Annotated in this window: 21 protein-coding genes and 1 tRNA gene; 8 read left to right on the top strand and 14 right to left on the bottom strand. The window is 54.7% G+C overall.

Annotated elements, in window-relative coordinates:
• Positions 1-95 precede the first annotated feature (95 nt).
• Complete coding sequence (locus R3F50_14065) at positions 96-860, top strand: enoyl-CoA hydratase (GenBank protein ID MEZ5491427.1); 765 nt, start codon at positions 96-98, stop codon at positions 858-860.
• Positions 861-1,079: 219 nt separating this feature from the next.
• On the opposite strand, the gene R3F50_14060 is transcribed toward R3F50_14065, so the two are convergent.
• The 4 genes from R3F50_14060 to R3F50_14045 form a co-directional block, all read right to left on the bottom strand.
• The gene (locus tag R3F50_14060; protein MEZ5491426.1) at positions 1,080-1,829 is read right to left on the bottom strand and encodes a DnaJ domain-containing protein; all 750 of its coding nucleotides are present in this window, start codon (positions 1,827-1,829) and stop codon (positions 1,080-1,082) included.
• Between the two features lie 21 nt (positions 1,830-1,850).
• The gene (locus R3F50_14055; GenBank protein MEZ5491425.1) at positions 1,851-2,594 is read right to left on the bottom strand and encodes a VWA domain-containing protein; all 744 of its coding nucleotides are present in this window, start codon (positions 2,592-2,594) and stop codon (positions 1,851-1,853) included.
• Positions 2,595-2,690: 96 nt separating this feature from the next.
• Positions 2,691-2,775, bottom strand: a tRNA-Leu gene (locus tag R3F50_14050).
• 91 nt (positions 2,776-2,866) lie between these two features.
• On the bottom strand, positions 2,867-3,673 hold the full coding sequence (locus R3F50_14045; protein ID MEZ5491424.1) for a hypothetical protein: 807 nt from the start codon (positions 3,671-3,673) through the stop codon (positions 2,867-2,869).
• A 733-nt stretch (positions 3,674-4,406) separates the two neighbouring features.
• Between R3F50_14045 and R3F50_14040 the strand changes: the two genes are divergently transcribed.
• Positions 4,407-5,000, top strand: a complete 594-nt coding sequence (locus R3F50_14040; protein MEZ5491423.1) for a superoxide dismutase — start codon at positions 4,407-4,409, stop codon at positions 4,998-5,000.
• 261 nt (positions 5,001-5,261) lie between these two features.
• Here R3F50_14040 and groL read toward each other — a convergent pair whose 3' ends face one another.
• From groL to R3F50_14025, 3 genes are all read right to left on the bottom strand, one after another.
• Positions 5,262-6,911, bottom strand: a complete 1,650-nt coding sequence (gene groL, locus R3F50_14035) for a chaperonin GroEL (protein MEZ5491422.1) — start codon at positions 6,909-6,911, stop codon at positions 5,262-5,264.
• A 58-nt stretch (positions 6,912-6,969) separates the two neighbouring features.
• On the bottom strand, positions 6,970-7,260 hold the full coding sequence (locus tag R3F50_14030; GenBank protein ID MEZ5491421.1) for a co-chaperone GroES: 291 nt from the start codon (positions 7,258-7,260) through the stop codon (positions 6,970-6,972).
• A gap of 279 nt (positions 7,261-7,539) precedes the next feature.
• Positions 7,540-8,040, bottom strand: a complete 501-nt coding sequence (locus R3F50_14025) for an FxsA family protein (GenBank protein ID MEZ5491420.1) — start codon at positions 8,038-8,040, stop codon at positions 7,540-7,542.
• Between the two features lie 302 nt (positions 8,041-8,342).
• On the opposite strand from R3F50_14025, the gene R3F50_14020 reads away from it, so the two are divergent.
• The gene (locus R3F50_14020) at positions 8,343-8,654 is read left to right on the top strand and encodes an MGMT family protein (protein ID MEZ5491419.1); all 312 of its coding nucleotides are present in this window, start codon (positions 8,343-8,345) and stop codon (positions 8,652-8,654) included.
• On the opposite strand, the gene R3F50_14015 is transcribed toward R3F50_14020, so the two are convergent.
• Together R3F50_14015 and R3F50_14010 are read right to left on the bottom strand one after the other, a co-directional pair.
• Complete coding sequence (locus R3F50_14015) at positions 8,639-10,000, bottom strand: MFS transporter (protein ID MEZ5491418.1); 1,362 nt, start codon at positions 9,998-10,000, stop codon at positions 8,639-8,641. The genes R3F50_14020 and R3F50_14015 overlap by 16 nt on opposite strands.
• A 56-nt stretch (positions 10,001-10,056) precedes the next feature.
• Entirely contained in the window at positions 10,057-10,539 is a 483-nt protein-coding gene (locus R3F50_14010) for a YajQ family cyclic di-GMP-binding protein (GenBank protein MEZ5491417.1), read from the bottom strand.
• 274 nt (positions 10,540-10,813) lie between these two features.
• On the opposite strand from R3F50_14010, the gene R3F50_14005 reads away from it, so the two are divergent.
• Together R3F50_14005 and R3F50_14000 are read left to right on the top strand one after the other, a co-directional pair.
• Positions 10,814-11,803: an iron ABC transporter permease gene (locus tag R3F50_14005; GenBank protein ID MEZ5491416.1), complete on the top strand. Its 990-nt coding sequence runs from the start codon at positions 10,814-10,816 to the stop codon at positions 11,801-11,803.
• On the top strand, positions 11,803-12,570 hold the full coding sequence (locus R3F50_14000) for an ABC transporter ATP-binding protein (protein ID MEZ5491415.1): 768 nt from the start codon (positions 11,803-11,805) through the stop codon (positions 12,568-12,570). Before R3F50_14005 ends, R3F50_14000 begins: the two co-directional genes overlap by 1 nt.
• A 76-nt stretch (positions 12,571-12,646) precedes the next feature.
• On the opposite strand, the gene R3F50_13995 is transcribed toward R3F50_14000, so the two are convergent.
• The 4 genes from R3F50_13995 to R3F50_13980 form a co-directional block, all read right to left on the bottom strand.
• Positions 12,647-14,326: a dihydrolipoyllysine-residue acetyltransferase gene (locus tag R3F50_13995; protein MEZ5491414.1), complete on the bottom strand. Its 1,680-nt coding sequence runs from the start codon at positions 14,324-14,326 to the stop codon at positions 12,647-12,649.
• A 63-nt stretch (positions 14,327-14,389) separates the two neighbouring features.
• Positions 14,390-17,083, bottom strand: coding sequence for a pyruvate dehydrogenase (acetyl-transferring), homodimeric type (aceE, locus tag R3F50_13990; protein MEZ5491413.1), 2,694 nt, complete (start codon positions 17,081-17,083; stop codon positions 14,390-14,392).
• A gap of 399 nt (positions 17,084-17,482) precedes the next feature.
• Positions 17,483-18,049, bottom strand: coding sequence for a 1,6-anhydro-N-acetylmuramyl-L-alanine amidase AmpD (gene ampD / locus R3F50_13985; GenBank protein MEZ5491412.1), 567 nt, complete (start codon positions 18,047-18,049; stop codon positions 17,483-17,485).
• Positions 18,050-18,131: 82 nt separating this feature from the next.
• Positions 18,132-19,787, bottom strand: a complete 1,656-nt coding sequence (locus tag R3F50_13980) for a DUF1631 family protein (GenBank protein ID MEZ5491411.1) — start codon at positions 19,785-19,787, stop codon at positions 18,132-18,134.
• Between the two features lie 161 nt (positions 19,788-19,948).
• Between R3F50_13980 and R3F50_13975 the strand changes: the two genes are divergently transcribed.
• From R3F50_13975 to R3F50_13965, 3 genes are read left to right on the top strand one after another with little or no spacing between them, the layout of a single operon-like run.
• Positions 19,949-20,488 carry a TIGR02281 family clan AA aspartic protease gene (locus tag R3F50_13975; GenBank protein MEZ5491410.1) on the top strand — a complete coding sequence of 180 codons (540 nt, stop codon included), beginning with the start codon at positions 19,949-19,951 and terminating at the stop codon, positions 20,486-20,488.
• A gap of 10 nt (positions 20,489-20,498) precedes the next feature.
• Positions 20,499-21,332, top strand: a complete 834-nt coding sequence (gene nadC, locus R3F50_13970; GenBank protein ID MEZ5491409.1) for a carboxylating nicotinate-nucleotide diphosphorylase — start codon at positions 20,499-20,501, stop codon at positions 21,330-21,332.
• 55 nt (positions 21,333-21,387) lie between these two features.
• On the top strand, positions 21,388-22,089 hold the full coding sequence (locus R3F50_13965) for a DUF1524 domain-containing protein (GenBank protein MEZ5491408.1): 702 nt from the start codon (positions 21,388-21,390) through the stop codon (positions 22,087-22,089).
• Between the two features lie 150 nt (positions 22,090-22,239).
• On the opposite strand, the gene R3F50_13960 is transcribed toward R3F50_13965, so the two are convergent.
• Positions 22,240-22,635 carry a cytochrome c gene (locus R3F50_13960; protein ID MEZ5491407.1) on the bottom strand — a complete coding sequence of 132 codons (396 nt, stop codon included), beginning with the start codon at positions 22,633-22,635 and terminating at the stop codon, positions 22,240-22,242.
• Between the last annotated feature and the right edge of the window lie 227 nt (positions 22,636-22,862).

Below are 22,862 nucleotides of genomic sequence, written 5' to 3'. Positions count from 1 at the left end.
ATCTGGCAGTAACCGGTTCTGCAACCCAATCGAACAGTAACGGCCCCCAGCCCCGATACGCTCAAGTCCTACGGGAAAACCAAGGCAGACCTACTATGGCCCTAACATCAGCTGACCCAAATATTCACTACCAGACCGACGGCCCGCTTTTCGTCCTGCAGATAAACCGCCCGGATAAGAAAAATGCCCTGACCCCGGGCATGTATCAGGCCCTCGGCGACGGTATTCGACACGCAGACAGCAACGATGCCGTGAATGTTCTGGTCATCAGGGGAACCGATGACTGCTTTACCAGTGGTAACGATGTCAGCAGTTTTCTGAGTGGCGCAGGTGATACCGGTGACAGGCCTTCGCTGGGTTTCATGACGGCGATCAGCCAGGCGCAAAAACCAATCGTTGCAGCAGTCAGCGGTCCGGCCATAGGCATCGGCACCACGATGCTGCTGCACTGTGATCTGGTCTATGCCTCCGAGCAGTGCTATCTGCAGCTGCCCTTTTCGCGCCTGGGCTTGTGTCCGGAACTCGGCTCCAGCCTGCTTCTGCCTTACTTCCTGGGACATCAACGAGCCGCCGAACTGCTACTCCTGGGGGATCGCATCAGCGCCGAGACAGCCCGGGAGTACGGCCTGATCAACGCCGTGTTGCCCCAGGAGGACTATGTCGCTTTTGCCATGAATAAGGCCAGGGAGCTTGCCAGCCTTCCAGCCCACGCCCTGCAGGTGAGCAAGAGACTGATGAAGCGCAACCTGGAAAAAGAGCTACCTGACACGATTAAACTGGAGATGAAAGAATTTGGCAGACTGCTTCAATCACCAGAGGCCCAGGCCATCGTTCAGGCTTTCCTGAATCGTAAAAAATAAGGCCCATCTGTCCAGACAGTAAGACTTCTTTCGCTCAACGCTTTTCTTCTTGAGTGACCGACAAATCCCGGCGAACTGCTGCAGAAATACCAGGCAGTTGAAAAACGTTACAGGTGCAATCAATGAGAGGTGAAAACTGGCTCAGAAGCGCCCTGGTATTTTTAAAAGCCTGCTAATCACAGAGCCCGAAATCAGTGTGAACAGGCCCTAAGACAGAAACTACAGCCGCTCCAACAGATAGTCGCGTGCTGCATTGATCTTTTTTGCCAGGTATTCGGTACCACCACGGTCGGGATGCATTTTCTGCATCAATTTCCTGTGGGCTCGAGTAACCTCTTCCGAAGTTGCGTCGCCGTCAAGGCCGAGAATTTCCAGCGCCAGTTCCGTATTCATTGCCGGCTCGCCCGTGATCTCTCCTCCCTCGTTCTGCTGATTTACTTTACTGCGCCAATCCTCGTGCATCCTGTCCAGATAGGCTTCCAGCACCTGGATGGAATCCTGATCGTGACGACACTCTTTGACCAGTTGTGCCAGTTCCTGCGGTGTCAGCCGGGACAGCTGCTGCCCTTCAAACTGTCCTTTGAGCACCTGCCCGTCCATATCGCCACTGCCGTGCAATAATTCCATGGCCAGGTATTCCGTTCGAATCACTGAACTGCTGCCGCTGTTACCACCGGAATGGCCGGGAAAGGGGATTTTGCTCTTGACCATTTGCCAGAATGGGAGCAGGCGCAGGACCGCCGGTAATGCCCGTAAAACGAACGTCGCTGCCACACCAAGCGGAGCAAGAATAAACTGAACCGGGATTCGCCCCATAGCGATAAGCACGACTATCACCGTCATAGCCATACTCAGCACCAGAAGCCAACGGGCCTGGTTTCTGGTCAATCGGTAGCGGCGGGACAGGGAGTTCATTCCCCAGTAGATCAGAAACAGAAACGCCAGCAGCGCCAGAAGTCTGAAGACCATTACTTGTCGCTTCCAGTTTTATTACTTGAGTTGCTGCCCGAGCAGTTTGACCGATTGGTGAGATTTCCTGCTGAAATCTTCCAGAGCCTGTAACCCCCCAGTGGCATACAGGGCTACCGCTTTCAGGAGATCCTTGAGCTGCTCGGCGCTGGCAGAGTCGAAATGACAATATGCCCCTCCGGACAACCTCGCCATCTCGACAAAAGCCCGTTGAGCGGCCGGGTCCTGACGCTCCTGGAAAATAAATAAAGGAACATTCAATATTCCAAGTTGTCCGGCCAGCTGACAGAGAACATCGACGTTCTCTTCCATGGCATCGCCTATAAAAATAACTCCACGCAGTTTCTGCCGGCTATTCTGCTCGATTGCATGACGCAACAGGCGCTCAATCTGAGTCATTCCTGCCTGACAGCGAAGCCCGGCCATCTGCTGCAGCAGATTGTCCGCGTCGTTGTGCCAGTCACTGCGGTAAAACTCCCCAAGCCCGCGGAAATAGCACAGCTGAATCTGCAAACCACCTGTGGCCTGGGTGCTGACAAACATTTCGCTCTGCAACTGCGTCGCCCGATCCCAGGTAGCCTGGCGGCTGGCGGTCGCATCTAACGCAAAGACAAGATGAGCCGTGGCCCCTTTTGCACCCTGCGGCCTGGGCATGGCGTTAACTTTTTGCAGAAAATCCTGAACGTCGCCAGACCCTGAAACCACTGACTTACCGGCCTGGCTGGTGGCAAGCTGTCTGGCGGCTTTTTTAATCAGGTCTTTCATTGCCTGCCAGCATAGCCCAACGACTCCCGTGCGAGCAACAATCACTCACGCCAATGGCAACCGGGGCGCAGGTTAGTGGAATAAAAAGGAAAGTGCTGGTGCGGATGGGGAGACTTGAACTCCCACACCTTTCGATACTAGAACCTAAATCTAGCGCGTCTACCAATTCCGCCACATCCGCATAGAGCCGGCAAACAGGTATGTCCTGCTGGCCGGTCGCGTATTATACCCGATGAATTGGCGCTAACAAGGCGTGGCGTGATGGAGCCGGGTCACAGGCCGGCCGGCCCTGCCTGGCGCTGCAATACCTCAACCCGTTCCTGGAGCCGGAAAAGCGTTTCGTTGATCTGCAGCCGGTGTGCATTTACCGATTCCATGGACTCTTCGAGATAATCGACCCGCCCGGCCACCCCAAGCAGGGTACTGTCACCGCTATTCAGCGACGTCTGAACCGCCTGCAGCTCGTTACGAAGTGCGGCGAGACTTGCCATTGACGCATCCATCTCCGCTAGTTGGCTGGCCAGACCATTGAGCTCTCCCGATAAGGCGTTGAAACGGGTTTCGTTGGCAGTAGCCCGACCGGCTGTGGTTTCCTGCTGAGCAGTCAACTGCGCCACAATTTCGTCCTGACCTTCATTGACCAGCGCCAGCTTTGCCAGTTCGGAGCGAAGGTCCGTGGCCTCGGTTCGCAATGTGTTGCGGGCCGCCCACAGCTTGTCAATCTCGGAAAAGTGAAAGTCCAGCGTCTCCTGGATATTGATGACGGTATCTTCGGATTCTTCCCCCACCAGGGCCAGCCGACGTTCGAGCTCCACGATTCTCAGGTCTGCCTGCCGCATGGCGTCCTGGTACTCGCCGTAAAAGTAATTAGCCCCGGCCGCCGCGCCTATGACAGCGAGAGTCAACACTGCCAGCATGATCCGGACAGGCCAGGTACTGCTGACGCGCAGCTTTTCCACGCTGTGCGGAGGCCTGACGATATCGCGGGACTGCCCTCGACGGGCCTGCTGGTGGGTTGCCACGTCATCCCGGCTGGGAACTATGGGTGGAATGTTTTTCAAATCATCTGAATCACGCATTGGCGCATTATCCTAGAAAAGGCACTTTTATGTCATCTACTGTTGCTGTTTTGCGATGAATTGCCGGGGTGCTGCTGATTAATCACACGACGCACTTTGGCAGACTCCCTGAGCGAACACAATCGGTTGCTTAAGGAACCTCTCATTAATCCAGCGTCCGACTGTTGCCAGCAGCAGGACACCACTGTTGCAAATTCTAACTGCCGGAGCGAGCCTGCGACAACCGGGTGCCGGCTGCAATCAGCAACAGACCTGTGCCTGCCCGCAGCCATACAGTTTCCAACGTAATGCCAGGAACACTGATTCGGCCGGTCAGCCAGAACAGCGCGCCGCTGAGGGATTCGAAGCATGGCGGCTTACTTCTAATCGTCCAGTATTCACTGTAGACTTAGCCGGCGTGGAGGTGGAATGATCGGGGTCTGTGTCCGGCACCCATCAGGTCAGTCCGACGCTTTCCGGCACCAGGGCTGAAAGATGGAGCCGACCTGCCACCACGGATTTAATACCTGGCCCAGGGCCGTTGCGACTCGCTGCAAGCTCAGCATCCGGACCCGATGCCACTCCCCACAGTCGCACCAGCTGCGAAAATTGTGGGTGATGCGATAGACGCGAGCGATGTGAGTCAGTCAGGCACCGTGCAAGCACCACAGTGGCAACGGTTGCAATCAAAGCCCCGCAGCCCTGGCCCTGCGTCAACACAAACCACTAATGGACTAACCAACACGAGGTTACTATGGCTTTAGAACTACCTGCACTTCCTTTTGAGAAGAATGCTCTGGAACCACATATGTCAGCGAATACCCTGGATTTCCACCATGGCAAGCACCACAACGCGTACGTGGTCAAAGGCAATGAGCTGCTTGCGGAGGCCGGAATAGAGGGTGATGATCTGGAAGCGCTGGTAAAAACTACGGTCAATCACAAGGGCCCGCTGTTCAATAACGTGGCCCAGTGTTACAACCACACGTTCTTCTGGCACAGCCTGAGCCCGACCGGCGGCGGCCAGCCCACTGGCGCTATCGCCGACAAGATCAATGCAGACTTTGGCAGTTACGACGCGTTCAGGACCGAGTTTGTCAATAATGGCGTTGGCCAGTTCGGCAGCGGCTGGGTCTGGCTGGTAGCCGATGGCGGAACCTTGAAAATAGTCAAATCAGCCAACGCTGAAACGCCGCTCACCGATGGTGTAACGCCAATACTGGTCTGCGACGTCTGGGAGCACGCCTATTACCTGGATTTTCAGAATCGCCGCCCGGACTTCCTCGGTTCCTTTCTGGACAATCTCGTCAATTGGGATTTTGCCAACCAGAACCTGTCAAACGCCTGATTAATCAGGCTATTGCCAGATCCAATCGAAAGGGCCTGTAATCACTGCAGGCCCTTTTTCTTTGTCCCACAAAAAAGGGCCTGAATCAGATTCAGGCCCTTTGGCTTGTCGGCTTGGAAATCGCCGATCAGGGCGAGGATAAATTCTTACTGGCGAGGCGGGCTGGAAACCCGAAGCGCAGCGTAGTGAAAACTACGTGAGCATCGGAAGTTCCAGGCCAACGAAGTCAGAAAGGATTTAGACCGTCCTGAACGGTGATTTTTACATCATGCCGCCCATGCCGCCCATACCACCCATTCCGCCCATATCAGGCATACCACCACCGGCAGACTTCTCTTCCGGAATATCCGACACCATGGCCTCGGTGGTGATCATCAGACCTGCAACGGAACCAGCCGCCTGCAGAGCCGTACGTGTCACCTTGGCCGGGTCCAGAATACCCATTTCGATCATGTCACCGTATTCACCGGTTGCGGCGTTGAAGCCGTAGTTGCCTTTACCGTTCTTCACGTTGTCCAGCACGACCGACGCTTCTTCACCGGCATTCTGAACAATCTGACGCAGCGGCGCAGTGACTGCGCGGAGCAGCAGGCTGATGCCGACGTCCTGATCGTGGTTATCGCCTTTCAGGCCCTCTACGGCCTGCAAGGCCCGCACCAGGGCAACACCGCCGCCGGGGACAACCCCTTCTTCAACGGCTGCTCGAGTCGAATGCAGCGCATCTTCTACGCGAGCCTTCTTCTCTTTCATTTCAATTTCAGTGCCTGCGCCAACCTTGATCACAGCGACACCGCCGGCCAGCTTCGCGACCCGCTCCTGCAGTTTCTCCCGATCATAATCCGAGCTGGTTTCTTCGATCTGAGCCCGAATCTGGCTAACCCGTCCGGAAATTTTGCCGGCATCGCCAGCACCATCAATAATGGTGGTATTTTCCTTGGTGACCTGTACGCGCTTGGCGGAACCCAGATCATCGGCCGTAGCCCCTTCCAGATTCAGACCAACTTCTTCGGAAATCACGGTACCACCGGTCAGGATAGCGATGTCTTCCAGCATGGCCTTGCGACGATCCCCAAAACCCGGAGCCTTCACGGCAGCCACTTTAACGATTCCGCGCATGTTGTTTACTACCAGTGTAGCCAGCGCCTCACCTTCCACGTCCTCTGCGATTACCAGGAGCGGCCTGCCGGACTTGGCAACGCTCTCCAGTAACGGCAGCATTTCGCGAATATTGGAAATTTTCTTGTCGACCAGCAGAATCAGCGGATCTTCAAGGTCAATACTCATACTGTCCTGGTTGTTGATGAAATAGGCCGACAGGTACCCGCGATCAAACTGCATACCCTCGACTACTTCCAACTCGTTTTCCAGGCCGGAGCCGTCTTCTACGGTGATAACCCCTTCCTTACCCACTTTTTCCATGGCCTCGGCAATGATTGCACCAACCTGGGTATCGGAGTTGGCGGAAATTGTGCCAACCTGGGCGATAGCCTTGGAGTCAGTGCAGGGAGTAGAGAGTTTGCCGACTTCCTCCACCAGCGCCAGCACGGCCTTGTCGACACCACGCTTGAGATCCATGGGGTTCATGCCGGCTGCCACAGACTTCAGACCCTCGTTAAGAATTGCCTGGGCCAGCACGGTTGCTGTAGTCGTGCCATCACCTGCCACATCAGACGTCTGGGAAGCGACTTCCTTGACCATCTGTGCGCCCATATTTTCGAACTTGTCCGCCAGTTCAATTTCCTTGGCAACTGAAACGCCATCCTTGGTTACGGTGGGGGCACCGAAAGATTTATCCAGTACAACATTCCGGCCTTTGGGGCCCAGTGTAACCTTGACCGCATCTGCCAGGACATTGACGCCTGCCAGCAGTTTTTTGCGCGCGGCATCGCCGAATTTTACTTCTTTAGCCATTTTCAATCTTCCTATCTAGTGATCGTTAAGTCTGTATTCCAATCTCGAGCCCTGCTTACTAGCTTTCAACAACGCCGTAAATTTCGCTCTCGCTGAGAATCAGCAGCTCTTCGCCGTCAATTTTGACTGTATTACTGGCATACTTACCGAATACGACCGTGTCGCCCTCCTTGAGGTCAACCGGACGAACATCGCCATTATCCAGCAGTCGGCCAGGGCCTACCGCCAGTACTTCACCCTGAGCCGGCTTTTCGGTTGCGCTATCTGGCAACACGATACCCCCAGCTGTTTTTTGTTCCTCTTCAGTACGCCGAACCACGACGCGATCTTGCAAAGGCCGGATCTTCATTGGATTTATTCTCCTAAATCGATTTACCTAACTAGTCTAGTTTCCCGCGATTAAGCCGCTGTCAGTGCTGGACTTAACCGGCAAAAATCATCAATCCCTGTGCCGAGGCATAGCCGAGACAAAGATAGGGCCACAGGTCTGCCCTGTGACGCTCCTAAATGGGGATATTCGGCTGAAATTCAATAGCAATCGGGTAAAAGTTCGTTATTTTTTTCAGGTAAACACCTGAATAGCCCGAATTTTCACTGCGACCAGGGATCCAAGCGGCGTTAAAGCTGCTCAGAAGTCTGGTTTGTCGTCATTTGAACGGGAAAGCCTGTCTTTCTCTTCGTAGAATTCGCCCTCGAAGGTAGACGACCCGTCATGAGGGTTATCGCCACGCTGTGAGCTCCAGAAAAAACCTCGTGAAGAGCCGGAGCTCACTGTCGTCAGAACGCCTGCGTCGATTAGCCTGCGCGCCAGGGCACGACGCAGCGGTGGGGTCAGGCACAGGAAACCCAGGGTATCGGTTATAAACCCCGGGGTCAGCAGCAGGGCGCCGGCAAAGGCCAGGAAAAAACCTTCAACCATCTCCTGGGCTGGTATCTGCCCCTGATCGAGCCGCTGATTAGCCCGTAACAAGGTCGAAAACCCCTGCCGTTTCAAGACCTGAACACCGATGACCGCAGTCAGCACCACCATGAAGATAGTCCACAAGCCACCGATCAGGTCGGCCACCTCAAAAAGCAGCAACATTTCGATCAATGGTATCGCGATAAAAAAAAGCAGCACCCAACGCATTACGTTTCCTTCACTTGCCTGTTTCGAATCCAGAGACTTTATCATCAACACCGCCACCCGGCAGGGATTAATTGCCGGTCGGTGCTGCTCTGACCGGTACTCTCCGGCCAGGAAAACGCTTACTACGGTTATCCTGCCCACCACCCTGACAACAGCATACGAATGGAAATGGTGCCTATGGCGGGTATTACAATGCCCGGATAGTTCTATATTCTATGACCACTCCAGGTTTCGGGATAATGCGAAGCGCCCGCAACAGTATTAGAGGCTACGGGTCGAAGTCGGCATTCAGGAGCAGCACGGTGAAAAATGAAGAAAGAATCTGGCAGGCAGTGCACAGCATCCCCCCCGGCCGGGTCGCCACCTACGGCCAGGTCGCCAGGCTGGCCGGCCTGCCAGGTTATGCACGATACGTGGGGACAGTGCTGAAGAATCTCCCACGGGGAAGTCGTCTGCCCTGGCACAGGGTCGTGAATGCCCGCGGCTGTCTGTCGTTTCCAAGTCACAGCAGCAAGCATCAACAGCAACAGCAACTGCTGGAAGCAGAAGGCATCCTTTTTATAGATGGCCGCCTGTCATTATCACAGTACGGCGTCGATCAATCGGATGCATAACCGTTACGCCGGGCATGATAGGGTTTCAGCAAACGGCTGACCCACAATAGCAGGCAAAGTCCTGGTATTACCATCAGGGTAGTGAGGATGAAAAAGAATGCCCAGTCGCCGTTTAAGAAATCGACCACCGCACCACTCCCGGCCGCCAGCGTGGTACGACCAAAATTTGAAATGGAGGCCATCAGCGCGTATTGGGTTCCCGTGTAGGTTCGACTGGTAAAGTAGGAGATGAATGAGATAAACGCCACGGTAGCAAAGGCCTGAAAAAAGTTGTCGATCAGCAGGGTCAGCATCAACAGATTACCGTTGGCCCCGACGACCGCCAGCAGCGCGTAAAGCAGATTGGCAGCCGCCATGGCGACGCCGGCAAAAAACAGCCCTTTGATAACACCAAACCGGGTGTTCAGCGCGGCTGCCAGCAGAGAGAAAACGGCGGTCACCAGGCCGCCGAAAAACTTTGAGTAAAAACTGATCTGGTCCGTGCTGAAGCCGATCTCCACGTAAAAAACCAGGGACATTCGCCCCAGCATCCCCTCCCCCAGTCGAAACACCAGTAGCAGTAACAGAACGGACAGCGCCAGTTGCACACCGCAGCGATTGAAAAAATCGCGGAACGGTTCCATAAGATAGGATTGCACCCAGGGCATCAGCTGAAATCTGACCCCACCAACATCTGTCGGCGAATCCCTGTCGTCTGGCGCAGTCTCCGGCTCTGGCACGTAAAGGATCATGCCGATCAGGAGCAGGTATAAAAAGGCCAACGTCAGGTAAACCTCAGACCAGGCCATCCCTATCGACTCGCCACCCAGAGCGACTGCCACGGCCCCGCCGATAAAACCGTAGCCGGCCCACCAGCCGGTGGTGCTGACAGCTGCCGCGTAGGGCATTTTTTCATCCATCTCTTCGCGGCTGAAAATCGTGATTCGATAGGCGTCGACAGAAATATCCAGCGTCGCCGAGCTGATCGCGACCAGCAGCGCCATCATACTGACCAGGCCCAGATTGGTGGCGGGATCGGTCTTGCTCAACACCGCTATCGCCACCATGATAACAAGCTGGCAAAGCACCATCCACGAACGGCGCTGCCCGAGCCGCGAGAACAGCAAGGGTAATCTGATGCGGTCCACAAAGGGTGCCCACACCCAGTTAATAGCGTAAACCGTTGCTATAGCGCCTACAAAACCGATTGCTGACCTGGAAAGGCCGGACTGTTGCAGCCACAGGGTCAATACCGAGCCATGGAGGACCCAGGGAAACCCGCTGCAGAAGCCAAGCAGGAGAATATTCAGGTAGCGAATATCTTTCAGCTGAAGCAGTGCGTCTGAAAAAGATCTGACATGTTGCAATTCAGTATCCCGCTACGAGGTGCGAACGATATAGACTGGCACCGGGCCCAGTAACATCAGTCCCGAAAATTATTGTATTGCAGGGGAATTCCCAGCTTGGCGTCTTTCAGCAGGGCTATGACCTGTTGCAGATCGTCGCGCTTTTTGCCCGAAACTCTCAGCTTGTCTCCCTGTATGGCAGTCTGAACCTTGATCTTGGATTCCTTGATCAGCTTGATGATCTTCCGCGCCAGCTCCGACTCAACCCCCTGCTGCACTGTAACCGGCAGGATCGCCCGCTGCCCGGTAATCGCTGTTTCCCCCTCATCCAGACAGGCAATGTCGATACCTCGTTTGATCAGCTTACCCTGGAGGATCTCCAGCATCTGCTGTAACTGAAAATCGACTTCCGCGTTGAGAGTAATCACCGAATCCGCAAAGCTGAATCTGGCATCGACACCCTTGAAATCGAAGCGGTTACCCACCTCGCGATTAGCCTGGTCTATGGCATTGTTCATTTCGTGCAGATCCACTTCCGATACGATGTCAAAGGATGGCATGATGACAAACTCCGAATAGTAGGATTTCGGGTGAGTTGCTCTACCCACCACTACAATCGCGCAGTTTAGCATCGCTGCTCCCGCGAATACACGACCGAAACCGTCTCCCTTGCGTTTCCCGACTTCCCCGGCACACCCGCCCTATTCCGGCGCCCCTGATCACACAGCCCTGCACCACTGCAGATGTTGTCGATGAATTTTTCCAGTAGACTGCAACCCCACACGCACCGCTAACCGGATCATGCAGCAAAGCAGCTCCTGAAAACTCTTGATAATGCCAAAAACTGTCGGTAAATCGCTGCTCCTCCTGTGTCTGCTGACCTTGGTCTGTCTTTCCGCCGTTGCCGTGTCTTTGGCAGCCGGCAGCGTTGATTTAACCATAGCCGAGGTATGGGGAGCTCTGTTCTCCCCGGAATCCACTTTACAGCGGCAGGTGGTCCTGGAACTTCGTTTGCCACGAACACTGGCAGCATTGGTAACCGGAGGGCTGCTGGGGCTGTCTGGCGTAATCATGCAGGTGCTGCTCAGAAACCCCCTTGCAGACCCCTATATTCTGGGAGTCTCGGGAGGCGCATCGACAGCGGCCCTGGCTCTGTTGCTGTCGGGCGCCAGTGCCGTCTGGCTGCCGCAGGCTGCTTTTGCGGGAGCGCTTTTTTCCATCCTGCTGGTTTTTGGTCTGGCGACTGCAGGAGGACGCTGGTCGGTTACCCGGCTCCTGCTGACCGGCGTGGTGGTTTCAGCAGGCTGGGGGGCGGCTATCAATCTACTGCTCGCCTCATCCGCCACCAACACGGTCCAGAGTATGCTTTTCTGGTTGATGGGAGATCTTAGTCAGAGCCGCATTGCCGCCTGGCAGATTGTGATACTGGTCGGCGGCCTGATGACCGGCCTCTACCTGGCCCGGTCATTGAATGTGCTGGTTCGTGGCGAGTTGCCAGCCCTGTCACTGGGAGTTAACGTCGCCGGTATGCGCATTGCTCTCTACCTGGTAGCCTCGGTACTGACGGCGACCGCCGTCACCATTTCCGGATCGATTGGTTTTGTAGGACTCATCATTCCCCACATGCTGCGTTTACTGGGCGCCAGGGATCACAGGTTATTGGTTCCTCTGGCAGCATTGCTCGGGGGCAGCTTCCTGGTCTTTGCCGACAGCCTGGCACGCACTGTCATTGCCCCCCAGCAGCTGCCCACTGGCGTTGTCACTGCCATCATCGGCGTGCCGGTATTTCTGATCATTCTTCGCAGCACCATAAGACACTACTGATGGACTTGCTCAAATTCTCCGCATTGCAGATTACCATCGGCGAGCACCTGGTCTGTCGCGACCTCGACATGTGCCTTGGGGTCGGCGAGAGGCTGGGAATGCTGGGTCGCAACGGAGTGGGTAAAACAACGCTGCTCCACACCGTCATGGGCTTTCATAAACAGGACGCGGGGTCAATCTGGCTGGACGGCAACCCGCTTGGATCCAGATCCCGACGGCAACTGGCTCGCCTGGTGGGCCTGCTGTTCCAAGAAAACGAGAACAACATGCCAGCAACGGTTTTAGAAACTGTTTTGCTTGGTCGGCATCCCTACGCGGAAAATCTTTTTTGGGACTCAGCGGAAGATCTGTCGATGGCCTTCGACGCGCTGAAGCAGGTCGGGCTCGGAGATCTGGCAGAGCGTCAGGTGGGCACCCTGTCCGGGGGAGAGAAACAGCGCCTTGCTATAGCCCTGCTTCTCCTGCAAAACCCGCGACTGTTGCTGCTCGATGAACCCAGCAACCACCTGGATATCGATAACCAGATTCAGATTCTGAATCTGCTCGCGGAAAGAACCAGTCGGGAACGGGGTGCCCTGTTGATGGCCAGCCACGACATCAATCTGGTGGCTCGTTTCTGTGATCGAGTGCTTTTGCTGATGGGCGAAGGAGAAGTGGTCGAGGGCCCGGCACAGCTCGTACTCACCCCTGAAAATCTGGAACGAGCCTTCCACTGCAGAATAACCATGATCGAACACAGCGGAAGGCGTTATTTCGTTCCTGCCTGAGACGGGACAGCCCCGAATCAGGCAATCCCCTATTTCCTACAGAGATGCTCTGCGGGAGCCAGAGACTCCCCCAGGCTCACAACAGCAGCAGCCGGATATCACCCAACAACCCGACCAGGAAGGTGGAGAACAGCCCGCCATCAACACCATTGACCGCCCGATGATCGTAGGAAAGAGTCAATGGCAACATGCTGCGGGGCACGAACTGCCCCCCCTGGTATACCGGTTTAATGTCCGTCTTACCAACCCCGAGTATCGCCACTTCGGGTGCATTGATAATGGGTATAAAACCAGTTCCACCAATAGCGCCGAGGCTGGAGATGGTAAAGCAGGCTCCCTGCATGTCTTCCTTGCTCAGCCTGCGCTGCTTTGCTTTCTCGCTGATTTCCGCCAGCTCCGCAGCCAGCTCCCACAGGGATTTCTTATCCACGTCGCGAATGACCGGAACCATCAAACCGGCTTCCGTCGCCACGGCCACGCCTATATGAAAGTATTTTTTCTGGACATAGTATTCCCCACTGGAATGCAGTGAGACATTGAATTGCGGATATTCCTGCAATGTCCTGACGCAGGCCTTGAGCAGGAACGGCAGGAAAGTCAGTTTAACACCCCGCTTTTCTGACTCACCCTTCTGCTGCTTGCGAAATTCCTCCAGCTCGGTGACATCGGCCTCATTGAACTGCGCAACATGAGGAACCGAAGACCAGTTGCGCTGCATATTGACAGCAGTCACCCTGTGCAGCTTGCTCATGGAAACCTGTTCCACTTCGCCAAACTGGCTGAAATCGATATCGGGAACCTGAGAGACCGGCATGCCGCCGGAAGCGGCTGTAGTCGCCTGGGACAGGCGGGACTTGACGAACTCGTGCAGGTCTTCCTTGATTATTCTGCCCTTGGCACCTGAACCCTGGACCTGACCCAGGTCTACACCCAGCTCTCTGGCCAGTTTTCTTACGGCGGGCCCAGCGTATATGCTGGCACCGCTGCTGACTGCTGCGTCATTGGTGGTGGCTGCCGGAGCTGCGGTAGTCCTGGGCTCGGGTCGAGATTCAACGGCTTGAGCCTCTTGCTTTGCCGCAGCGGGTGCTGTACCTGCTGGCTTATCCGGCATGGCCGCATCTGCCGCCGGCGCAGTATCCGCAGCCAGCAGGACGAGAATTGCCGCTCCCTTGGAGACCTTGTCACCGACCTTAACCTTCAGCTCTTTGACTTCCCCGGCCAGCCTCGCGGGCACATCCATCGCTGCCTTGTCCGACTCAAGGGTAATTAGCGGGTCGTCGATAGCTATCGAGTCGCCTGGCGCCACATGTATCTCGATGATTTCCACATCGCTCTCGCCCCCCAGATCCGGCACCTCGACGGTTTTAAGGATCTGCTCTGCCGGGGTTTCTGCCTCTTCAGCGGCAGAATCCACCACTTCATCGACTTCAACATCCGCCTGTTCCGCTCCCCCTTCGTCACCGGAATCGTCTGCAGCTGGTTGCTGCCCTTTTTCCTCCCCACCACCGGCCGCCTCACCCTCAATTTCCAGGGTAAGAATTTCCGTGCCGGTGGTCACCTGATCACCCAGATTGACGGCTATGCTCTTCACCACGCCGCTGGTCGGAGCCGGTATTTCCATGGCAGCCTTGTCGCTTTCCAGAACCAGGAGTGAATCATTCTCTGCGACCGATTGACCCACTTTAACCAGTAATTCAATCACTTCGACTTCACTTGAATCTCCCAGATCGGGAACTTTAATCGTTTCAGTTGCCACTGATTGTTACTCCTAACTTATCCGGCTTCCACCGGATGCATGGTTACCCTGCGCAATTTCCTGTTATTTCGTGACCGGATTGACTTTCGCCGGGTCAATGCCACTTTCCTTCATGTACTTGCTTATAACGTCGGCCTTGATCGCCCCTTCAGCCTGAAGCTCGTGGAGGGCCGCCAGAACGACGAACTTGCGGTCAACTTCGAAAAAGTGGCGCAGCTTTTCGCGACTGTCACTGCGCCCGAAGCCATCAGTACCCAACACCTGGTAGCTTGCCGGGACGAACTCCCGTATCTGATCCGCGTAAAGCTTCATGTAGTCGGTAGACGCCACCACCGGCCCCTTCCTTGTGGCAAGACATTCGGTAACAAAAGGCGTTTTTTTCTTCTTGCGGGCCGGGTTCATTCTGTTTTCACGGGTTACAGCCAGCCCTTCCTTCCGCAGCTCATTGAAGCTGGTAACACTCCACACATCCACCGGCACCTTGAACTGCTCCCGAAGAATGACCGCCGCTTCTCGAACCTCCCGCAGGATCGTACCAGAACCTAGCAAACGCATCCGGGATTCGGTGACTGGTTTGCCGGAGACCTTGTATTCCTTGCTGTCCCCATCCTCCAGCATGTACATCCCCTTGATGATGGCCTCTTCTGCGCCCTTGGGAAGCTCGGGATGCGTGTAGTTCTCGTTCATCGTGGTGATGTAGTAAAACACCGACTCCTGCTCCTTATACATACGACGCAGGCCATCCTGAATAATCACAGCCAGTTCATAGGAGTAGGTCGGATCGTAGGACACACAATTCGGGATAGTGGAAAACAGGATGTGGCTGTGGCCATCCTGGTGCTGCAGACCCTCGCCGTTCAGCGTGGTTCTGCCGGCAGTCGCGCCGATCAGAAAGCCACGCGCCTGGCTGTCACCCGCGGCCCAGCACAGATCGCCGACTCTCTGGTACCCAAACATCGAGTAATAGATGTAAAACGGGATCAGCGGGTAGTTGTTGACGCTGTAAGAAGTCGCCGCGGCGAGCCAGGTTGACAGGGCGCCGGGTTCAGAAATTCCTTCCTCCAGCATCTGCCCCTTCGTGTCTTCACGGTAGTAGGCCACCTGATGGGAATCCGAAGGATCGTAGAGTTGCCCGACCGAGGAGTAAATCCCCAGTTGTCGGAACATGCCTTCCATACCAAAAGTGCGCGCCTCATCCGGGACGATAGGAACCACTCGCTGTCCAATTTCTTTGTCCTTACACAGGCTTGAAAGCATTCTGACAAACGCCATGGTTGTGGAGAAATCCCGTGTACCGCTGCTCTTAAGCTGGGTTTCGAACAGGGAAAGCTCAGGCACCTTGAGGGAGTAGCTGGCCGAACGCCGTTGTGGAACAGGGCCTCCCAGCCGTTCACGCTGCTTGCGCATATAACGCAGCTCAAGGCTGTTCTCCGGTGGCCGGTAGTAAGGTACCTGTTCGAGATTCTCGTCCTTTATTGGAATACCGAATCGATCCCGGAAACGTTTGAGGCTCTCAATATCAAGCTTCTTGACCTGGTGACTGGTGTTCTGCGCTTCGGCGCTGGATCCGAATGCGTAGCCTTTGACAGTCTTGGCCAGAATCACTGTGGGACGACCATTTGCTTTCACGGCTTTCGCATAGGCAGCGTAGACCTTGTAAGGGTCGTGCCCCCCGCGATTCAAAGCCATGATGTCGTCGTCTGAAAGGTGCTCGACCATCTTGGCAAGTTCAGGATGCTTACCGAAAAAATTCTCACGTGTGTAGGCGCCGCCACGGGCCACGTAGTTCTGGTATTCGCCATCCACCACTTCATCCATACGAGCCTGCAGAACCCCATCTTCGTCGGCCTGCAGCAGGGGATCCCAATGCCTTCCCCACACCACCTTGATCACGTTCCAGCCCGCGCCACGGAATATGCCTTCGAGTTCCTGAATGATTTTTCCATTACCCCGTACCGGACCATCCAGCCGCTGCAGATTACAATTGATCACAAAGATCAGATTATCCAGTTGTTCCCGACCTGCCTTACCGATTGCACCAAGAGTCTCGGGCTCATCTGTTTCGCCGTCGCCGATAAAACACCAGACTTTACGCTCAGAGTTGTCCATCAGCCCACGCTTACTGAGGTATTTCATCAGGTGGGCCTGATAGATGGACTGCAGGGGACCCAGCCCCATGGACACGGTAGGAAACTGCCAGTAGTCCGGCATCAACCAGGGGTGGGGGTAGGAGGACAGGCCTTCTCCTCCGGATTCCTGGCGGAAATTGTCCAGCTGTTCTTCTGTGATACGCCCTTCCAGAAAGGAGCGTGCATAGATACCTGGCGACGAATGACCCTGAAAATAAATCACATCCCCTTCACGTTCATCAGACGGTCCGTGAAAGAAATAATTAAAGCCCACATCGTACAGGGTGGCGGCAGACGAGAAGGAGGAAATGTGCCCGCCCAGGTTGGGGTTCTTTTTGTTGGCGCGCATCACCATAGCCAGCGCATTCCAACGGATGATCCCGCGAATCTGACGTTCCATGAACATATCGCCGGGCATACGCTCCTCGTTCAGGTGCGATATCGAGTTACGATACGGAGTATTCACCGAGATGTAAGGCGAATGCTCCCCTGACCTGGTCGCACGCTCACCCAATCTGCCCAGTAAATAATAGGCCCGTTCTTCGCCCTCATTGTCGATTACGGCTTCCAGGGCGTCCAACCACTCCTGGGTTTCCTGCGGATTATTGTCCTGTTCCTGTTGGCTCATCGAATGCGCTCTCAGTTTATTAAAGTAAATACTTTCCTATTTGAAGATCGAAGCTATTTTAGCTCAATTTTGCCCCGTCGATCCATGTAAAATTGATCCATTTTTCCCGGAGTCTATCCCAGGTCACAGCTTTTTCCCATTGAGTATTAATAAGTTATATGACTTAACTACGATTCGATGGAGCTGAACAGCCTCACGAGGGGGAATTCTTTTTCTATTTATTTCAGACAGTTAATGCATTCCTTGTGAAGCGAAAGATGCGCTGAAACCAATCAATGCCTATGGCTCGAACTGAAAAAAGCGACAAATAACAAACCCCAAAGCCTGGCTTGCAGGGGATTTATTGTTTTACAACTGTACGACCTAAAGAATTGCCAACAGTGAGCACAACCGCCTGTGTCAACCCCTGGAAGGCGGCAGGGAAGCGAGATAACGTTCCCAGTCAAAGCATTCGCCAGGGTCGGTCTTCCGCCCCGGGGCAATATCGCTATGCCCTACTATCCGCTCTGGCGTAATGGCCGGATAGTGTTGCATCAGGAGACCGGACACCTCGGCGAGAGCCTGGTACTGGGCGTCGGTAAAACTGCTTTCATCGGTGCCCTCCAGCTCTATGCCGATGGAAAATTCATTGCAATTTTCCCGCCCTTCGAAGCAGGACTGCCCGGCATGCCAGGCTTTCTGATCAAACGGCACATACTGGGTTACATCTCCCGCCCGGTCGATCAGGAGGTGAGCGGAAACCCGCAACGGGGCGATCTCGGCAAAGTAAGGATGGCAGTTAGGATCCAGGCTATTGCAGAACAGCTCATCAACATGATTACCACCAAACTCACCAGGCGGGAGACTGATATTGTGAATAACCAGCAGGCTTATTTCACTTTTCGGTGACCTGGAACTCTGATTAGGGGAAGGGATCTGACGTGCCTGTACCAGCACGTGGCCCTGTATAGCGGATGGGGATTGCAAGCCGGTTTCCTGCCTTGGTTGAGCTGGCCAAAAATGGTACCACATCAACCATTCGGGCAGGCATTAATCAATTTACCGGCTGCTAATTGATCGTCGTCGCCTGTCGGGTCGCTAAGACAACGTCCAGGGAGGGCGGACTGACCGAGGGTGCGGGATTGAAATCCTCCTGTCCCTCCAGCCTGATTTCGCCTGCCCGCAGCGAGACAGCCAGCCCCACACGCCCACGGGTCAGCAACACCCGGCCATTTTTATCCAGTACCTGATAACTGTTCTCAATATTGTTGGACTTCCTGATCCGGCACTTGCCCATTTCGTCAGCATGTCTGAGTTCGGCCGCTGCGCCGTCTGCCATCGAATCCACCATAGTGAGATAGTAGTCCATGGAAATGGCTTCTTCCTCCACCTCCGCGATTGCCTGCTCCTGGTCATCACTCAACAGCGCTATAAAATCATCCAGGTCAGCACTGTCGAGAATTTTCCTGCCAGCTTCACTGACAGCAGCAAAGTTGTTGGATGCACCCCTGCCAGCGTTAGCTGACGGTTGGGAGCTGCCCGCTGCGGCAGCGTCCCCGGCACGTCTGCCAGCAACATTGAGGCGCTCTCCCAGGGCGTTAAAAAATGCTTCCTGATCCGCGGCATCCTTATGCACAAAATCAAAGCCCTGCCGCAACAGTGCCTGGACCTGGGTGACAGTCCACTCTTTCTCACTGTCGCCGGCAGGTTTCTGGGTCGCTGTTTCACCCGACAACAGTTGCACCAGCCTGTCGATAGCCTGTCTGGCTTCATGCCATTCCTGCGCTTCTACACCTTTATTCAAGCCCAGGAGAAATAGCACGTTCTGCCAGTCCTGGCGCAGCATTGTTACAACAAACTCCGGTAGCTTGGGGTTCTTACACCACTCGTCCAGCATGCCTTCAATTCTGGCGCTGATGAGATTTGATACCGGGAAGAGTTCCCGACTGCGACTACCTTGGGCACCCTGGCGATTTTCCACCAGCTGGCTTCTGGAGCGCCGTTTGTGAATTGACGTCGAGGAAGCATAAAGTCGCTCAACGAATTTCTGATTGTCTTTGTTGTTTATTATGCTGATGACATCCTGATAAAGTTTGTCCATTTTCAACAGAAAATGCTGTTCGAACAGCTTGAGAAAAACCAGGCGGCTTTCCAACGGCACCCGGAATACCGGCTGTGCGAAGGCCAGTGCACGCAACGTATTCTTGATGAGGATGTCCCTGTTTTCCGGAATCACCCTGTTTTCGCCATTCTCCTCAGCATGTTCGGAATCAGTACCGGAGCTGCCCAGTTCCCGAATGCGCGACGCATAGAACTTGAACGCCTTGCGCTGCATGCGCTCCAGCGCAAGATCCGCTTCCATTTTTTCGTAGGCCGAACTGCCAGTTGAATCCACACCAATGGCGGCAGGCAGCTTCCGATCCTGCACCTCCGGCACCAGGGTGGACTGTAATGCACCATCAATGGAAACCAGAAACTTTTCCTCGAAGAGCTGCTTTTTATTGCGAAACTCCCGGATCAGCTTGAGTTGTGGACTGGCCTCGGACAGCTCATCAGGCTGCACGCTGCAGAAAAGAAAATCATCCAGCTCATCAAACAGGTCTGAATTCAGGCGACGCATGTGTTCACAGAGGCGCTGCCTGAGCGACCAGCGAATCTTTTCCAGGGTATCGAGATCCTGTAAATCAGCAGGCTTTTCGAGCGCGCTTGGTGTGCGTTTATTCATAATATCAAGGTCTTGGGAGCCGTATATGATTTATAACATTACTGCTGAACGGTGTTGTTGAATCAGTTCACACTATCCCCCCGGTAATTAATCAGAGGTTTCTTTATTATTGCCGCGGGGTTGGGGATAATCCGCTACTTGATTCACACTTGTGAGCAGGCATGCAAAACAGCCAACAACCACATAAGACAACCAGAACTATGGGCCGGGGTATGATGGTTGCCGCCTGTGTTCTGGCCCTGGGATTCATGACGCTGTTTTTTAACGGGATACTGGAGCGCCAGGTTAATCCCAACAGCAATCCCGCCAGCCGTATCGACACCAATGGGGTTCGGGAAGTCGTGCTGCAGCAGAACCGCCAGGGCCACTACGTAACCAGCGGGTCCATCAATGGCACGCCTGTCCAGTTCCTGCTTGATACCGGTGCGACGGATGTGGCTATTCCGATGGAACTGGCCAGAGCGTCAGGTCTGTCCCAGGGGTACGCGGGCCGGGCGGCCACCGCCAATGGTGCCACGGTGGTTTACGACACGCAGATCGATGAGTTGCAACTGGGGCAGATCACGCTGCTGGATATCGACGCGAGCATCGTACCCAACATGCCCGGTGAAACGATATTACTCGGCATGAGCGCGCTGAGGCAGATTGAGTTCAGCCAGCAAGGGCAGTCACTTACTCTGCGCCAATATCCGGTCTATTAAATCGAATCTCATGCAGCTTACTCTCCCCGATGATATTTCCACGACTGTTGCACGGGCGCTGCGGGAAGATATTGGTAGCGGTGACATCACTGCCGCGCTGATACCGTCGGAAAAACAGGCCAAGGCAAAGCTGATCACCCGGGAGGCAGCCATTTTATGCGGGGTTCCCTGGGCAGTGGAGGTTATCTCCCAGCTGGACCCAGCGATCCGGGTAGACTGGTACGCCAGGGACGGTGACAGCCTGGCAATCGGTGAGACAGTAGCACAATTCGCCGGCCCGGCCAGAAGCCTCCTCAGTGCCGAGCGCAGCATACTGAATTTTCTGCAGACTCTGTCGGGCACAGCAACCTTTGCCCGCCGACTTCGAAGTCTGGTCGCTCATACCCACGTTACCTTGCTGGATACTCGAAAAACACTGCCCGGTTTACGCAGTGCTCAGAAGTATGCCGTTCGCGTCGGGGGATGCTCTAATCATCGCATGGGCCTTTATGATGCTTTCCTGATCAAGGAAAATCATATCACCGCCTGTGGCACGATCGCGCTAGCGATTGCGGCAGCCAGAAATCTGGATCCAGACAAGCAGGTTGAGATCGAAGTCGAATCACTTGACCAGCTGCACCAGGCGATTGCTGCGGGCGCGGACACGGTCATGCTGGATAATTTTGCCATCGCAGAGATGCGCCAGGCAGTGAAAGTAAATGCCGGCCGGGTTAAACTCGAGGCATCTGGCGGCATTGATGACGAAACACTGGTCGAAATCGCTGAAACAGGAGTCGATTTCATCTCGGTTGGCGCCTTGACTAAAAACTGTCGAGCCACTGACCTGTCAATGCGCTTTGATTGACCCGAACCCGGCCTCAATCCTGGCCCGGACTTAGAAATCGCTATGAGGTGCCCCCATGACTGGACGCTCTACTGGTTGTATGATTCTTTTCTTTGTGCTGGGATCTGCAGCCTTGCACACAAACGCTCACCCCGGCAACCTCGACCTTAACGGCGGGCATTACATGGGCAGTTCGTATCACTGCCATATGCCCAGCTGCGAATCCCCCGATACCTTTAATCGGGGGAGCCGGGACAGCTTTTTTACTGACTACCGGGACAGAGAGAAATTCTTTAACGAAGACGACTGGTCGTTCGAGGAAGACTTCGACGCTGATTGCCAGACAACCCGGCAGGAGATGCTGGTGCTCACCACCCGGGCGACGCCGCGCTTCACCAATCCCCGCAACTGCGTAGTCAGGACCGGTGAATGGTTCGACGAATACACTGGCAAGACTTTCACAGTAGCCACTCAAATCGACCTGGACCATATTATCCCGCGTTTGTACGCCCAAACCCACGGCGGTGATCAATGGCCGCCCGGCAAGAAACTCCAATTCGCTAACGATCCCCTGAATCTGATGCTGGTGGAGAAACGGGAAATCCGCAGGAAAAATGATCGCGGTCCGGACCGCTACCTGCCGCCCCGGGAAGAATACCATTGCCAATATGCCAGTGCCTGGGAAGCTATAGCAGAGAAATACGATCTGCAGTTGGAGACCCGGGACAACAATGCCATCGCACGGATATTGCGCGAGTGTTCTGAACTACCGGAGTAGGTGACTGCGCCCAGGCAGCAATTAAACTGCTGGCCCAGCACGGCCACGCTGACAGGAAATTTCCTGACCTCATTAGATGAGCGAATGACTGGATCAAAAAAAAACGGGCGCCTGTGGCGCCCGCTTATTACTACCATTGATCCTGAATACTTACGGCCTTACGATGCTTATCGCATCCATGCCATCGTCCGGATTGAGAGGTGTGTCGCCGGCTGGAAAACCAGTCTCTGAGAGAATGTACGCCAGCACGTCTGTGTATTCCTCAAACATCATGGAACCCGGGTTATCTGCCGGCATGGTCCCCATGATAGTCTCCCACAGGTAAACCAGCGGTTGTGAATTCCAGGATCGCAGGGTGTTCTCGTAAAACTTCATATCATGGCAAGTCTTACAGTTGGAATCATAGACCATTGCCCCTGCCTTGGCCTGCGCTTCAGTGTACACACCGTCCTTGAGCGTCTTGCCTTCGGCGAACGCTAACGGCCCGCTCACCAGACTCGAAGTTACGGCCATCATGCCCAAAACTCGTGTGATTGATCTGTTCATTTCCTACTCCTTAAGCAGAGGGCTTGTCTCCCCTCAATACTGGTTCATACTCACAACTTAACTCGGTTCCTGAAACGTTTCGATAATCGACTCATTCAGCGTTCGTTTGGTGATTTAACCGCTGGAGTCCGTTCAATCACCTGCTTCTCTATTAATAACCTTAACCTGTTCCCCGCCCTTCGGATTCCCAGAAGTTCAGTGTGACCTTTTCTACCATCTCTACCATC

It is taken from the genome of Gammaproteobacteria bacterium, assembly GCA_041395725.1.
Lineage (GTDB): Bacteria > Pseudomonadota > Gammaproteobacteria > Pseudomonadales > Pseudohongiellaceae > NORP240.
Note: the sequence above shows the minus strand (reverse complement) of the source record. Positions and strands in the feature narration are given on the sequence as shown.

Bases quoted from the DNA above. Each gene is read 5' to 3' on its own strand.
- R3F50_14065 (MEZ5491427.1), top strand. From the start codon at position 96: ATGGCCCTAACATCAGCTGACCCAAATATTCACTACCAGACCGACGGC.
- R3F50_14060 (MEZ5491426.1), bottom strand. From the start codon at position 1,829: ATGGTCTTCAGACTTCTGGCGCTGCTGGCGTTTCTGTTTCTGATCTAC.
- R3F50_14055 (MEZ5491425.1), bottom strand. From the start codon at position 2,594: ATGAAAGACCTGATTAAAAAAGCCGCCAGACAGCTTGCCACCAGCCAG.
- R3F50_14045 (MEZ5491424.1), bottom strand. From the start codon at position 3,673: ATGCGTGATTCAGATGATTTGAAAAACATTCCACCCATAGTTCCCAGC.
- R3F50_14040 (MEZ5491423.1), top strand. From the start codon at position 4,407: ATGGCTTTAGAACTACCTGCACTTCCTTTTGAGAAGAATGCTCTGGAA.
- groL (MEZ5491422.1), bottom strand. From the start codon at position 6,911: ATGGCTAAAGAAGTAAAATTCGGCGATGCCGCGCGCAAAAAACTGCTG.
- R3F50_14030 (MEZ5491421.1), bottom strand. From the start codon at position 7,260: ATGAAGATCCGGCCTTTGCAAGATCGCGTCGTGGTTCGGCGTACTGAA.
- R3F50_14025 (MEZ5491420.1), bottom strand. From the start codon at position 8,040: ATGCGTTGGGTGCTGCTTTTTTTTATCGCGATACCATTGATCGAAATG.
- R3F50_14010 (MEZ5491417.1), bottom strand. From the start codon at position 10,539: ATGCCATCCTTTGACATCGTATCGGAAGTGGATCTGCACGAAATGAAC.
- R3F50_14005 (MEZ5491416.1), top strand. From the start codon at position 10,814: ATGCCAAAAACTGTCGGTAAATCGCTGCTCCTCCTGTGTCTGCTGACC.
- R3F50_14000 (MEZ5491415.1), top strand. From the start codon at position 11,803: ATGGACTTGCTCAAATTCTCCGCATTGCAGATTACCATCGGCGAGCAC.
- aceE (MEZ5491413.1), bottom strand. From the start codon at position 17,083: ATGAGCCAACAGGAACAGGACAATAATCCGCAGGAAACCCAGGAGTGG.
- R3F50_13980 (MEZ5491411.1), bottom strand. From the start codon at position 19,787: ATGAATAAACGCACACCAAGCGCGCTCGAAAAGCCTGCTGATTTACAG.
- R3F50_13975 (MEZ5491410.1), top strand. From the start codon at position 19,949: ATGCAAAACAGCCAACAACCACATAAGACAACCAGAACTATGGGCCGG.
- nadC (MEZ5491409.1), top strand. From the start codon at position 20,499: ATGCAGCTTACTCTCCCCGATGATATTTCCACGACTGTTGCACGGGCG.
- R3F50_13965 (MEZ5491408.1), top strand. From the start codon at position 21,388: ATGACTGGACGCTCTACTGGTTGTATGATTCTTTTCTTTGTGCTGGGA.
- R3F50_13960 (MEZ5491407.1), bottom strand. From the start codon at position 22,635: ATGAACAGATCAATCACACGAGTTTTGGGCATGATGGCCGTAACTTCG.